Annotated in this window: 13 protein-coding genes and 1 pseudogene; 7 read left to right on the top strand and 7 right to left on the bottom strand. The window is 68.8% G+C overall.

All coding sequences use genetic code 11. The annotated features are described in order from the left end of the window. Positions 1–114 precede the first annotated feature (114 nt). Positions 115–435, bottom strand: coding sequence for a hypothetical protein (locus J7E94_RS27285; RefSeq protein WP_215019469.1), 321 nt, complete (start codon positions 433–435; stop codon positions 115–117). Between the two features lie 1,071 nt (positions 436–1,506). Between J7E94_RS27285 and J7E94_RS27280 the strand changes: the two genes are divergently transcribed. Next, complete coding sequence (locus tag J7E94_RS27280; protein ID WP_251057292.1) at positions 1,507–1,731, top strand: pentapeptide repeat-containing protein; 225 nt, start codon at positions 1,507–1,509, stop codon at positions 1,729–1,731. A 989-nt stretch (positions 1,732–2,720) separates the two neighbouring features. On the opposite strand, the gene J7E94_RS27275 is transcribed toward J7E94_RS27280, so the two are convergent. Together J7E94_RS27275 and J7E94_RS27270 are read right to left on the bottom strand one after the other, a co-directional pair. Further along, the gene (locus J7E94_RS27275) at positions 2,721–3,119 is read right to left on the bottom strand and encodes a hypothetical protein (RefSeq protein WP_215019467.1); all 399 of its coding nucleotides are present in this window, start codon (positions 3,117–3,119) and stop codon (positions 2,721–2,723) included. Further along, complete coding sequence (locus J7E94_RS27270) at positions 3,119–3,379, bottom strand: hypothetical protein (protein ID WP_215019466.1); 261 nt, start codon at positions 3,377–3,379, stop codon at positions 3,119–3,121. The genes J7E94_RS27275 and J7E94_RS27270 overlap by 1 nt, the downstream gene beginning before the upstream one ends. 1,153 nt (positions 3,380–4,532) lie before the next feature. On the opposite strand from J7E94_RS27270, the gene J7E94_RS27265 reads away from it, so the two are divergent. Next, on the top strand, positions 4,533–4,850 hold the full coding sequence (locus J7E94_RS27265) for a hypothetical protein (protein ID WP_215019465.1): 318 nt from the start codon (positions 4,533–4,535) through the stop codon (positions 4,848–4,850). A gap of 901 nt (positions 4,851–5,751) precedes the next feature. On the opposite strand, the gene J7E94_RS27260 is transcribed toward J7E94_RS27265, so the two are convergent. The 3 genes and pseudogenes from J7E94_RS27260 to J7E94_RS27250 form a co-directional block, all read right to left on the bottom strand. Continuing rightward, on the bottom strand, positions 5,752–6,165 hold the full coding sequence (locus J7E94_RS27260) for a VOC family protein (RefSeq protein ID WP_215019464.1): 414 nt from the start codon (positions 6,163–6,165) through the stop codon (positions 5,752–5,754). Then, positions 6,162–6,745, bottom strand: a pseudogene (locus J7E94_RS27255) (dihydrofolate reductase family protein). The gene J7E94_RS27260 and the pseudogene J7E94_RS27255 overlap by 4 nt, the downstream one beginning before the upstream one ends. A 128-nt stretch (positions 6,746–6,873) precedes the next feature. After that, a complete protein-coding gene (locus J7E94_RS27250; protein WP_215019463.1) occupies positions 6,874–8,127 on the bottom strand; it encodes an IS256 family transposase in 1,254 nt (417 codons plus the stop codon). Between the two features lie 594 nt (positions 8,128–8,721). Here J7E94_RS27250 and J7E94_RS27245 point away from each other — a divergent pair. From J7E94_RS27245 to J7E94_RS27230, 4 genes are all read left to right on the top strand, one after another. Further along, entirely contained in the window at positions 8,722–8,940 is a 219-nt protein-coding gene (locus tag J7E94_RS27245) for a DUF397 domain-containing protein (RefSeq protein WP_215019462.1), read from the top strand. Between the two features lie 229 nt (positions 8,941–9,169). Continuing rightward, positions 9,170–9,343: a hypothetical protein gene (locus J7E94_RS27240; protein ID WP_215019470.1), complete on the top strand. Its 174-nt coding sequence runs from the start codon at positions 9,170–9,172 to the stop codon at positions 9,341–9,343. Between the two features lie 130 nt (positions 9,344–9,473). Then, positions 9,474–9,797: a hypothetical protein gene (locus J7E94_RS27235; RefSeq protein WP_215019461.1), complete on the top strand. Its 324-nt coding sequence runs from the start codon at positions 9,474–9,476 to the stop codon at positions 9,795–9,797. Between the two features lie 135 nt (positions 9,798–9,932). Next, positions 9,933–10,076 carry a hypothetical protein gene (locus tag J7E94_RS27230; RefSeq protein WP_215019460.1) on the top strand — a complete coding sequence of 48 codons (144 nt, stop codon included), beginning with the start codon at positions 9,933–9,935 and terminating at the stop codon, positions 10,074–10,076. Between the two features lie 61 nt (positions 10,077–10,137). Here the strand turns inward: J7E94_RS27230 and J7E94_RS27225 are convergent, their stop codons facing one another. Then, the gene (locus J7E94_RS27225) at positions 10,138–10,827 is read right to left on the bottom strand and encodes a DUF4386 domain-containing protein (RefSeq protein WP_215019459.1); all 690 of its coding nucleotides are present in this window, start codon (positions 10,825–10,827) and stop codon (positions 10,138–10,140) included. A gap of 135 nt (positions 10,828–10,962) precedes the next feature. Here J7E94_RS27225 and J7E94_RS27220 point away from each other — a divergent pair, with 135 nt between their 5' ends. Further along, positions 10,963–11,667, top strand: a complete 705-nt coding sequence (locus tag J7E94_RS27220) for a TetR/AcrR family transcriptional regulator (RefSeq protein ID WP_215019458.1) — start codon at positions 10,963–10,965, stop codon at positions 11,665–11,667. Positions 11,668–11,774 lie beyond the last annotated feature (107 nt).

Here is an 11,774-nt window from a genome sequence, read left to right as displayed (position 1 = left end):
ACCCACCAACAACGTAGGACCTCCTGAACCGTCCGCCGCCGTCGCACCATGGAGCGAGCCGGTGGTGGGGCGGGCGCACGACACCCGCCCGCCCCACCACCGGGAAGCGGCTGCTTACTGGACCCACTCGACTCGCTCAACCGTGTCGTTGTAGCCGCTCGATTCTTCCAGCTTCTCGCCGGCCTTCAGGATGCGCTCGCCCTTGCCGATCAGCTTGGCGTCACTGTCCGTCAGGTTGACCCACGACGAGACGTTCTTGAACATGCTGCCGCCGTTGGGAAGGGGCAACTGGCGCAGGTCCACGCTGTAACCGGCCCCGATGCCGTACGCGGGGCCCTGGCAGTTGATGTCCCGGTACAGGCCGAGGGTCTTCGGCGGGCACTGACCACCGTCAGGGGTGATCCGGACGACTCCGCCGGGAAGTTGAGCGCTCATGCACGTCTCCGTTCATCGGCCCCGCGACGTTTTCGGCAGGGGCTGTGCCGCAAACGTTCCACGCGTCGGCGATGCGCGGCGCACTCGCCGCAGGCCTGATCGTTTCTGCAATGGACATGACCACCCATACAGTCGAACGCCGGCTCCGGAGTCGGGCGACTGACCGACGGGACGGCTGGAGATCGACTGACGTCGCCTGTGGGCCGCCGCACAGCGCGGCGGGCCACAGGCTCGGTGGCGGCGGGCGTGGGTATCTGTCCAGGCGCTGCACGCGAAATAGCTCGTGCGTCCCGCATGAGATGGACCGGCTGCAGGTCGCGGTCGGCCGCCCCACGTACCGGCCTCCGTCGCCGTCGTCCTGATCAGCCGGCGGCCGTACGTCCCCACGGTGCCGCACCCGCCCGCCCGGTCCAGAAACCGCCTGGGTCGACAGAACTCTGCCATGACCCACGCGTAGGGCCCGGCACACGGCTGATCAACGACCCGCATGCGGCGTCGACGCGACAGTCCGTCACCCCGGCTGGGACCTCGGCGCGATGCATGCGGTCAGCACTGCGCTCGACGCCGCCTCAGCGTCGGCGGCATCGCTGGCGCCCTGCTCGCAGGCCTGCCCGCGTTGGGAATCAGTGCCGCAGCCCTGCACAGGCTCATCGGCCCCTGACCCCGGGCCGGCCAGAGCGTACGGGCTGGCGCCGCTTCTGTGTGTAATCGTCCCCTCTCAGCGCGCTGGCCAGGCGATACCGACACGTTCTGGAGGGCCGGAACGCGAGCTCCGCCAGCCAAGGCGCGCCCTCGTTCGTCCAGAGGGGAAAACGCCGGCCGGCTGGTTCCACGACGCCCACGAATCGGTTGCCTAGGCGCTGGTGTCTCAGGTCTCCGCGTTGCCGCCATCGGGCAAGGACCGGGCGACACGACGGTTTCGGACATTGGTCCCGGTATCCGATACGGTGGCGTGCTAGAAATATGGACAAATAATCCCAAAGCAGGAGGCATGTGACGATGCGTTCAACTCTTCTCCGTGTAGCGGCCGCGCTGAGTGCCGCGGCTGTTCTGGCTCTCTGCGGCGCTGGCGTGGCCAGCGCCGACGGCGTGGGCAACGCCGGCATCGGGAACTCGGGCATCGGCAACGCCGGCATCGCCAACTCGGGTCTGGGCAACGCCGGCATCGCCAACTCGGGTCTGGGCAACGCCGGCATCGCCAACTCGGGTCTGGGCAACGCGGGCATCGAGAACTCGGGCATCGGCAGCCACGGCATCGGGAACTCGGGCATCGGCAGCTCCGGCATCGGGAACTGAGACGGCCTTACTGCCCCGCTCCATCAGTCTCACGACGCGCTCGGGAAAGCTGGGTCAGTCTCGCTCCACCAGCGGGTGCAGCGAGACATGCCTCGACTGCGCCTCGGAGGCGCGCGGACACGGCGGCGGTAGGCCCCGTCGCGGGCCGGTCGCAGCAGCAGGGGCGTAGCCGAACGGCAGTGCAGCGCCGTCTGCTGCTCGCCGCCCGGGCCTGCTGCACCGGCCTGCTACACGAGCAGCGCCCGTGTGCAGCCTGGGTCGTGCGAATGCTGCGCGACCGGTGAGCACAGCGACTTGCACCCTTCGCCACCAGAAGCAGCAGCCGGGGCAGCACGACCTGCTGCACCGGCAGGTCGGGAAGGGTGCAAGGCGCTGCACCCCGTCGGCGAAGTCCCCGCCGGCTCCCCTGAGAGCGCGATGCGGGCGATGCGCTCGTCGCCGGTCGGGGCCGGCCTTGCACCCCCATAAGTATTTGTCGTACCTGTGTGCGGGTTGTTGATCTCTCCTTGAGAGCGGAGCTCGGCTCGGAGCACAGCAAGTGGTGCGGGAGGGCGGGAGCGGTGCCGGAGCGGCCGTGGAGCCGTCACGGAGGCCCGGCTCACCTTCGCCGGGCCGTTCGAAGCGCCGTACGCCTTGTGGGCGGCTCTGATGGACTTGATCGTCTTCTCTCGGGGGCCTGGAGGGCGTCAGAACGCCGCAGGCGGCCGCACAGCGCCGGGCAGGATCATGTGGGCGGGGTGTCGGACGTCGTGGTGCTGAAGGTTGAGGGACAGTTGGGACCGCCCGCGCGACGCCGCACTGATCGAGGCCCTGAGGCCGATCCTCACCAACCCCGCGTTCCCCGGAGGGGGCCCGAGGTGCACCGATCCCAACGGTCGGGGATGCCTTACACCCACCGGCACCTGACGTCGGCCCCGATTCGAACGGCCACGTGCTGCGCGTCGAGCTCGGCCCGTACCCCCCACCGGCATTCGTCTACCAGAAGCCTCTCAATGATCCGGATGGACGGCCTGGACACCGGTGCCGTCGTACAGCTCAGGTTCCAGAGTGAGGAGGTAGCGGCCGGCGGGGAAGTCTGCCGAGGGGCGGGCAGCGTGGATGGCGTGGACGGCCGCCCAAGGATGCCCGGCGTGCAGGAGCTCGGTGGCGGCCAGGGCGGCGGCGGTGTCGAACGGCTCGATCTCGATGAACCGGAGCCCGTTGATGTAGGCGAGCAGGCTGGGCCGCCCGGTGCCACCTGCGGTCCGGGAGAGCACGGGCGCGTACAGGGTGCCCAGGCCGCCGGAGGCTTGGACGTAGAACGCGGCCACGGCCTCGTTGTACGGGTCCTTGGGATGATGGAGGGCGGTGGCGGCCGTGTGATCCAGAACGACCGCAATCGGCCCCACTACGCGGCCGCCGAGTCCTGGCGGGCGCCGAGGTGCTCCAGCAGGCCGCGGGCCTTCGCCTCGGCCTCCTCACTCGGTACGGTGCCCAGCATGGAGGCGAGCTCGGCGCGGGCCTGCTCGGCGCTCTCCGCGTACTCGGCCTGGGTCGGCCGGCCCTCGGCGAGCTCCTCGACGAGCTGCCGGATCGTGGTGCCCTGTTCGGTCGCCAGCGCTCCATCAAGGCGAATCCCCAGGAAGTGCTCCGTGGTTGGTGGATCCATTTCGACTGGTCGGACCTGCCCTCCCCCACCACGCGCCTCCGGACACCACCGGACGTACCGCCCGGGTGCATTGACGAGAAGCTCATGCCGGGCCTGCCCGCCTCCTGCAGTGCGGCGGCCGTTCTGGTGATCGCCTCGACAACTTTCCGTACGGCTTGTGCGCTCGCCTGCCTGTTGCGGACCGACGCGCGCACACCCGCCCACCACAGCGAGGTCGCCCACCGCCGCTTGCACGTCGGGAGGCCAGCTTGCGGGGTCGTCTCCTCTCGCCGCCATCTGGCGGGGGCTGAGGCCCCCGGACAGCGGGCGGTCAGCCACCTGCTGCCGGCTCTCCCACTCCCTGAACCGGCCAATGACCTCCATCCGCTGACGCTCTGCCTCCCGATATGCGCGACTTCTACGGCGGGGGAGGGGGAAGCCGCCGTTACCGCCAGCGGAGGCTGATGCTGCGGCGGCGAGTCCGTGCCTCGGGAGCCGCGAGGAGGACAGGCTTGGTGGCAGACGGCACCGACCACATCCAGCTCAACGACTTCAATACCAACCAGGGCCACAGCCCGGCGTGAGCAGTTCCGGCGTCGGCGCAGAGACGCCGAGTTGTCCGGCCGCGGCCTCTCGCGGGGTCGGACGGCTTGTCAGGGCTGGAAGGGTGCGGAGGGTCAGAAGTCGAAGACGGGGCCGGTGGCTGCTCGGCGGGGACGGCGGCACTCCGGTACAGGGCGGCCGGGCTCTGCCGGGACGTCGGCGCCCGCGGGCCGAGGGCGGTGGGAGAGGGCCCTCTGTACGGCTCGGGTACGTTCGGCTTTCCTTAAAGGAGCCGGCGTCGGGGGGAGAACGGTGGACTACTCGTTGTCGAGGGAGCCGAAGGAGCCGAGGGAGGTTGCCAGGCGCCGTAAACGTGCGCGTGTGGCTGTCGCCCTCCCGCTGCTCATCACGGGAGTGCTGCTCGCCTTCCTGCTGCTCGCCGCCTATGTGCCCGGTGGACGGTGGTGGACCGCCGCCGGAATGCTGGCCGCCTTCGGTCTCTTGGGATTCAGTTTCCTCAGCAGGCATCTGCGCTTCCTGCCTGCGGCTCTCCTGCTGTGGGCACTGGGAGTGACTGTTGCGTCCTTCGACGACTGGGTGCTGGAGAGCAGGGCTCGACATCACCTGCACCGTGCTGGAGAAAAACTCACGGGTCGAGACCTCCACTTCTACGGATTCCAACGGTCATACCACCACGACTTCGACCACTTACTACGACTACCGCCTGGACTGTCCCAGCGGCCGGCCCACAGCCATGACATCAACCACCGATGCCGGCAGCAAGGACCAGCAACTTCAGGTGGTGTATGACCCGGCGGGCCGCATCGACCCGGAACCGGCGCGCGGCACTGATGCAACCGCGGCGTGGGTCCCCGGCAGTCTGATAGCCGCGGCCATTGCCGTAGGAGCTGGGCGTGAGCTGTTCGGTCGCAACAATCGGTTGCGATAAGCGGGAACGTGGCAACCCCGGCCCACCACCCGGCGCGGTATCGCACCATCCTGACGGCATGCCGACCCGCACGGAAGAGCACGGCAAGGCAATAACCGCAGGAAGGCGCCTGCGTCTACCGCCTCAGGATCTACGTAGCCGCCCTCGCCGCTGCCCGCCCGCGTGGGGCTTGCGGGGAAAGCAGACCTGGGGTTTCGAACACCAACGCATCCTCACTCATCGTGTTTATGGGCTGGTTTATCGGCTACATGATGTAGCTACAGGTAGTCCGTACCCGACCGGAAGGCAGGAACATGAATCTCGTTGCCGTGCTCATCCTCGTCGCGGTCCTCGTAGTCGTCGCTCTTCTGGTACTGGCCCCCAGTGCTCCGGCGCGGCGCAATCCCCTTCGCGGCCGCCACCGCTCCAGGGCACGCCGGCTGACCCGAATCCCGCGTCAGCAGAGCATCCGGCACCACAGCCGCTGACACCCGCCCGCAGACGGGCTCGGCGCAGACTCCTTCGCCCCCGGTAACGCCGACGGCTCGCATACAGCTGCCCCTATGGCCCCAGGGGCTCGGGCTGCCTGGCGAGAAAGTGAAGGTTGGTTGTCGTTCGTGTAGGGCGTGGGGATCAGTCTCACCAGAGGTCCGAGTGGTGGGCACCGGTGAGTTGTACGGCGCACGCGGCCAGTCTGGTCGGCGGCGGGCTCCCGTTCCTACCGCGCCCAGACCACACCGAGGTGGGCGAGTGCGGCACAGCCGCGCCTGGTCGAGTCGGTCGCGGCGGGCCTTTTGGGTTGGCGATCCATATCCCGGTGCGGGAGTATCGTCAAGACCTGTGGGTGAGGTGGAGCTGCCGCTGCGCGTTGCGCCGCGGCCGCATCGACAGGTGCTTCGTCACTCCACTCACGTTGGCTGTCTCAGGAGAAGTCTGCTGCGGTGATGCCGTCGGGATGTCCGGACGGCCATTCCACCAACTCGATCCGGTAGCCGTCCGGGTCCGTGAGCCACGACGTCTTTGGGCCATGAGGGCCGCCTGGATACTGGATAGGCTCCGGCTCCAGGCCGGATTCGGCCAGTGTCTCCAGGGCGGTGGCGAGTGTTTCCACCTGGATCGCGAGATGGTCGAAACCGTTGCCCACGTCGATGCGTCCGTCGCCGGGGCGGTCGACCAGTTCGAGCGAGGCCGCCGGTTCGCCGGGGAACTTCAGGATCGCAAGGCGAGCACCGGCACCGGGTTCGACCCTGCCCAGCTCGACGTAGCCCAAGGCGGTGTAGAAACCGAGCGAGCGGTCCAGATCGGTAACGCGGTACGCCACGAAGAGCGTCTTCATGCGGTCTTCTCGGGTTGGTGCACCCGGTAGCGGAGGTGCGTGACGTCTCGATCGTCGAGCCGGCGGACGAGGTCGAGTTCAATGTGATCACTACCGAGATGGTGAACAGCCGCCGGCCGCTGCCGAGAAGGACCTGGACCAGATGGATCTCTAGCTCGTCGATCTGCCCAGCTCGGAGAAGGGCTTGGGCCGCTCCCGCTCCGTGGACCATGACCGGCCGGTCACCGGCTGCCGCTCGAGCCTGACGGGCGCAGTCCTCGACATCGGTGACGAATCGCGCGTGGCCGGGTGGCACGTCCCCGTCATCCACGTGGTGGGTGAGGACGAAGATCGGCACGCCGTCGTGATGGTCGCCCTGCCAGCGCCCGGCGAGTTCGAATGTCCGACGGCCGGAGATCACTGCGCCGGTTGCCAGCGCTTCGCGGTAGACCTGTCCGTTGGGCCCATCGGATTCCCGATCGTCGAGCCAGTTGAAGAGCCGCCCACCGTTGCGTCCGAGCTCCTGGCCTGACCGATCGTCCGGGCCGGCGATATAGCCGTCGAGGGACATCGACATGTACAGCCGAATCGGAGTGTTCATCCTGGCCTCCATCTCTCCTCCTCTATGACACCGGGATCCACCGGCTTCCTGCCCGCCGGGACGGGGTGTCACAAGGAAGACTGCAGTCAACCGGAAAACTCATCGGTCTGGGGGTCAGCTGAGGTCGTTCAGGCTGCGTGGCTCTCCGGGCGTTCGACGAGGTGGCCGCGTTCGAAGCGGGCTCCGGCACGGACGAGGGCGACGAGGTGGGGTGCGTTCACGGCCCGCCAGCGGGTCTGGGCGGACTCGACGAGCTTGAAGACCATGGCCAGGGCGGCCGCCGCGCTGCCGGCGCCCCGGGTGACCTTGGTCCGCAGCCGGACGGTGGCGAAGGTCGACTCGACCGGATTCGTGGTCCGCAGGTGGATCCAGTGCTCGGCGGGGAAGTCGTAGAACGACAGCAACTCGTCCACGTCATCGATGATCTTCTTGACGGCCTTGGGCCATTTCACGCCGTACGTCTTGTCGAACTCGGTGACGGCCTTCAGCGCGTGGTCGCGGTCCTCGGCGTTGTAGATCTCCTTGAGGACCTTCTTCGCGCCGGGTTGCGCGGACTTCGGCAGGGTGTTCGTGACGTTGGCGATCTTGTGAACCCAGCACCTTTGATGCCGGGTTTCGGGGAACACCTCGCTGATGGCCTTCCAGAAGCCGAGGGCGCCGTCGCCGACCGCGAGGACGGGTGCACGCATGCCGCGGCGCCTGCAATCGCGCAGCAAGTCGGCCCAGGAGTCGGCGGATTCGCGGTAGCCGTCGGCCATGGCGATCAGCTCTTTGGTGCCGTCCGCGCGCACGCCCATCATCACCAGGACACACGACTTCGCCTCTCGCAGGCGTATGCGCAGATGGATGCCGTCGGCCCAGACGTAGACGTAGTCGCTGCCCGACAGATCGCGCTCGCCGAACGCGGAGTGGTCGGCATGCCACTGGGCCGTCAGACGGGTCACGGTCGCCGGCGATAGCCCCGCGGAGCTGCCCAGGAACTGCTCGAGGGCGGGCACGAAGTCGCCGGAGGACAGTCCGTGCAGATACAGCAGCGGCAACACCTCGCTGATCTTCGGGGACGTGCGGCACCACGGCGGGAGGATCGCCGAGGAGAACCGCTTGCGCTCACCCGTCGTCTCCTCGACGCGCTTGTCGTTGATCCGCGGGGCCTTCACCTCGACCGCCCCGGCCGTGGTCGTGACCTTCCGTGGCTGGTGGTAGCCGTTGCGGACCACCAAGCGGTGCCCGCGCTCGTCACGCTGGTCCGCCAACTCAGCTATGTAGGCGTCGACTTCCGCCTCCAGGGCGGCGGCCAGCATCCGCCTCGCGCCCTCGCGGACGATTTCGTCGATCAGGGAGCCGGTCTCGGTCGTTCCATCGGCGTTCACTACGCTCAGCACGGGCGTGCCTTCCCGGCCGACGGTGCAACGCCGGCCTGCTCGATGACCACAAGTCGATCACTCGGAAGGTATGCCCTTCGCGTCCAACCCGAGGCCGATCCACGGGTCATGAGCATTACTCCGGTGCTGCCGCGCCCCGCGGTGTTCGTTGCCGTCTGGGAGTCGTTCGATGTGCGCGGGCCGGGGCATGTTGCCGCCTTCTCGCTGCAGGTACTGCGCGAGGACCTGGACGCCGGTTCGGAAGGCTGCGGCGCCTCGCCCGGACGTGGGCGTGGGGGTGGCCTTCGTCGTTGTCCTGCGGGGCCGTGCGGGCGCCTCCACGCCCAGCTCGCCGAGCCGCCGCCGCTACCGGGTCCCGTAGGTTTGGCGGCACAGTCCGGTGACGGCGGGGCTGGCGACGCCGTGTGCCGCGCGGCACAGCTCTTTCATGTCCCGGGCGCCTGTTCCTGGTGCGGGCCCGGGCCGGGTCGCCGGGGGGAGGAGGGGTCCAGGGCCGGCCCTTCGCCGTGGGCTCGGGGCGCAGGCGGGCTGCGGATCCGAGGTGCACAGGCGACTGATGTGTCGCACGGTGGAAGGTGCCGAAAGGAGACCATCATGCGCAAGCAGGATCTGTACGAGCGGGATCTTTCATCTGCCTCGTGGCACAAGAGCACCAAGAGCATCGACGGTGACCAGTGTGGAGAGGTGGCCGATCTCGGTGGCGGCGCGGTTGCTGTGCGCGACTCCAAGAACCCTGGACGGGGCGATCTACGCTTCACCGGGCAGGAGTGGGCGGCCTTCCGGGACGGAGTACGCGACGGCGAATTCGGCTGACACCCTGGGAAGAAGAACGGGCCGTGCCAGGAGGCAGCCGTGCCGCATGTGCATGCGCGCTCCCGGCGTCCCGCACTTCTTCCAAACTGCCGTCCTCGTCCAGCTCCGCAGGCAGCAGGAGCAGGCACCTCACGTAGTTCGGCGCTAGGCGGGGCACCAAACGGTGCCCCGTCCGCGACCGTCACCGGCCACACCGCACATAGGGTCCGCCAGCAAGCCGGCGGACCCTATGACGCAGGAAATCACCACCCCTTACAACTCCGGGGTCAATGAAGGTCGCATCACCGAACTCAAGCTGCAAAAACGGGTGATGGCCAGACGCGCCAGCGTTCCACTCCTGCGCCACCGCGTCGTCCTCATCGCCCACCTCCGCCGCCGCTACGCGGACCGGCCGACCGCATGACCGAAACGGCGCTATGAGCGCAAGGCCGAACACTTCCTGGCGTTCGCAGGCATCGCTGCAGGCCTCATCTGCTACTGCCGTTTGAAGATGAACGCCGGACCGCCGCGACGGCTACGGCAGGATGGTTCAAGTGAGCGAATCAACTGAGCAGATGCAGACCGCAGGTCGTCTCTGGCAGGAACACCGTCATGCGCCCTTCCCTGACAGCCTGCGGCGTGCGAAGTTCGGTGGTGCAGACATGTGGCTGCTCGACTTGTACACCGCTGGCTGCGTTCTCAGGTGGCTGGACAACGGCGGCACGCTCGACTCGAAGAACAGCCGCATCCTGCAGAGCTGCATCGAGGACCTGGACCGAGCCATCCCTGAGATCAATGAACCTGCAGGAGCCCAGTACTGCCAGCGGTTGCACCAGCTCGCGGTGCTCGTGTCAAGGAACCTAACCCGCACCACATGAGATGACTTCTTATGCCGTCCGCGCGGTGCTGGCCGCCACGACCGGGGCCGAGGCGGCCTTCGAAGCCGCGCTCGGCGACCCCGGCTGCACGGACGCCACCCCGGGCGGATCAGGGAGATCGCCCGCGCCGCCGGCGTGGACCGGCGGCTCAGGGCGGAGATCCGGCGGCACGCGGAGGCGGCCGCCGCCGAGGCCGCGTCCTGGGAGCCGTACGGGCGCGCGCAGGCCGTGGAGTTCTTCCGGAGCCTGCCGATAGGGAACGTGGACCGGATGCCCTGAGAACCGTCACCCGGCGTCGGCGCCCACGCGGGCACCGGCGCCGGCGCTGCCCCGGGTGCTGTCACGCAACGCTGTCACCGGAGCCCTCGTCGAAGCCCTTGCCGAGCAGCCGGACGGCCAGCGTCACCTCCCAGGCGAACACGGGAAGAGCCGCGAGCGTCCCCGCCACCGAGACCTGCTCGTATGTCCCGAACAGCACGGCGGTCGCAGAGGCGCAGATCATCGTCCCGCCGACCAGCCCCAGGACGGCGATGAACCGCGGCACCAGCCGCGAGGTGTACATCAGGCCGGCCAGCACCAGGGTGTTGGCGCCGAGGACGAAGTTCGGCCCGAACAGGAACGTCCAGTCGTGGAAGGCCACCAGGGCCTGGCCGGCCGTGACCAGGGAGGCCTCGTCGATACCCGCCGCGCCCTCGGCCTGCCTCCTGAGCGTCACGACCGACAGCACGCTGATGATGCCGATGAGGATGACGGCTGCCTCCAGCAGGCGCCCGCAGACGTAGGCGACGGCGGCCCCCTCGTTCTGCCTCCTCAGGACCGGGTACAGCGCGGCTCCGGTGCCCGTGACCGCCAGCGCGAGGACGAACTCGCACAGCGCCCCCAGGAACACCCGGGTGTCGGCGCCGGAGCCGACGACGTACCCGGCGTCGTGCAGGACGGGGCGGTAGAGCGCGAGCCCGCCGATCGCGGCGACCTCGGTGACGAGGAACAGCACCCCCGCGACGCTCGCGATTCTCCTGGTTGAGCTCATGCGGAACCGACCCTCCCTCGATGGGTGTACGGCGTACACCCGACAGCTGGCGCTCACAGTAGGTGTACGCCGTACACTCGTCAAGGCGGGACCCTGCCCGCGCCACCCCATGAACGGATCGAGGGAGAAGCCCACATGCCCGAGCAGCCGCAGGAACCACGCCGGACCCCCCTGAACCGGGACCGGGTGCTGCGCGCCGCCGTCGCCTTCGCCGACGCTGCCGGGATCGAGGCGCTGAGCATGCGCCGACTCGCCCAGGAGCTGGGCGTGGTGCCGATGGCGCTCTACAAGCACGTGGCCAACAAAGAAGAGCTCCTGGACGGCATGGTGGAAGTCGTCTTCGCGGGGATCGAGGGCCAAGTCCCCGGATCCGACTGGAAGAGCGCGGTCCGCGGGCGGATCCTCGGGGCGCGCGCCGCCCTCCTGGCGCACACCTGGGCGGCTCAGGTGGTCCGGTCGCGCACCAGCCCGACGCCGACCGTGCTCGCGTACCTGGACTCCGTGATCGGCATGTTCCGGGCCGGCGGATTCTCGACCGACCTCACCCACCACATGATGCACGCCCTCGGCAGCCGGGTGCTGGGCTTCACCGAGGAGCTGTTCGACGACCCGGCGAGCACGAGCACCGCACCGCAGGACGACCGGGCGCAGGCGGCCGCGTACGAGGCGATGGCCCGGCGGTACCCCCACGTCACCGAGCTGGCCCGGGCGGTGGCCCACGACCGGCGGTCCGTCGTCGGCCAGGGCTGCGACGACCGGTTCGAGTTCGAGTTCGCGCTGGACCTCCTCCTGGACGGATTCGAACGACTCCACGGGGAGGGCTGGACGTCCACGCCCTGAGGCGCGCCCGACGGCCCCGCCACACCCCGGGTCAACACCGGGAGGTCATGTTCGTCCCTCCGGGGCGTGTCGAATCCCGATGATCCTCCCCGTTACCTTTTTCGTGG

Origin of the sequence: Streptomyces sp. ISL-94 (assembly GCF_018614075.1) — a bacterium.
GTDB lineage: Bacteria > Actinomycetota > Actinomycetes > Streptomycetales > Streptomycetaceae > Streptomyces.
This window is presented reverse-complemented; position numbering and strand designations above follow the sequence as displayed.

What these genes read in the sequence shown, in the direction of transcription:
- J7E94_RS27270 (WP_215019466.1), bottom strand. Translation starts at nt 3,379, where the DNA reads ATGGATCCACCAACCACGGAGCACTTCCTGGGGATTCGCCTTGATGGA.
- J7E94_RS27225 (WP_215019459.1), bottom strand. Translation starts at nt 10,827, where the DNA reads ATGAGCTCAACCAGGAGAATCGCGAGCGTCGCGGGGGTGCTGTTCCTC.
- J7E94_RS27245 (WP_215019462.1), top strand. Translation starts at nt 8,722, where the DNA reads ATGCGCAAGCAGGATCTGTACGAGCGGGATCTTTCATCTGCCTCGTGG.
- J7E94_RS27260 (WP_215019464.1), bottom strand. Translation starts at nt 6,165, where the DNA reads ATGAAGACGCTCTTCGTGGCGTACCGCGTTACCGATCTGGACCGCTCG.
- J7E94_RS27240 (WP_215019470.1), top strand. Translation starts at nt 9,170, where the DNA reads ATGACGCAGGAAATCACCACCCCTTACAACTCCGGGGTCAATGAAGGT.
- J7E94_RS27220 (WP_215019458.1), top strand. Translation starts at nt 10,963, where the DNA reads ATGCCCGAGCAGCCGCAGGAACCACGCCGGACCCCCCTGAACCGGGAC.
- J7E94_RS27285 (WP_215019469.1), bottom strand. Translation starts at nt 435, where the DNA reads ATGAGCGCTCAACTTCCCGGCGGAGTCGTCCGGATCACCCCTGACGGT.